Genomic DNA, 242 nt, shown 5'->3' on the forward strand with positions numbered 1-242 from the left:
GACTCCGTAGGCTTGGGCAATAAATACCGCAGCCATTGAAAGATAAATCGAGGTGCCATCGAGATTAAAGGAATAACCTGTTGGCACAACAAGCCCCACTACTGATTTTGAACAGCCATAGCTCTCCAGCTTCTCCATCATTTTTGGCAGAGCCGATTCGGAAGAGGAGGTTCCTAAAACAAGCAGGATTTCATCTTTAATATATTTTAGGAAGCTAAAGATATTGAAATGGTAAAATTTAG

Annotated in this window: 1 protein-coding gene; it reads right to left on the minus strand. The window is 40.9% G+C overall.

Annotation, left to right across the window (positions count from 1 at the left end; translation table 11 throughout):
- Positions 1–242 (minus strand): cation:dicarboxylate symporter family transporter (locus RYX56_RS24720; protein ID WP_317124435.1); only part of this gene is annotated, 242 nt, incomplete at both ends.

Origin of the sequence: Alkalihalophilus lindianensis, from assembly GCF_032843265.1 — a bacterium.
Taxonomy (GTDB): domain Bacteria; phylum Bacillota; class Bacilli; order Bacillales; family Bacillaceae_D; genus Alkalihalophilus; species Alkalihalophilus lindianensis.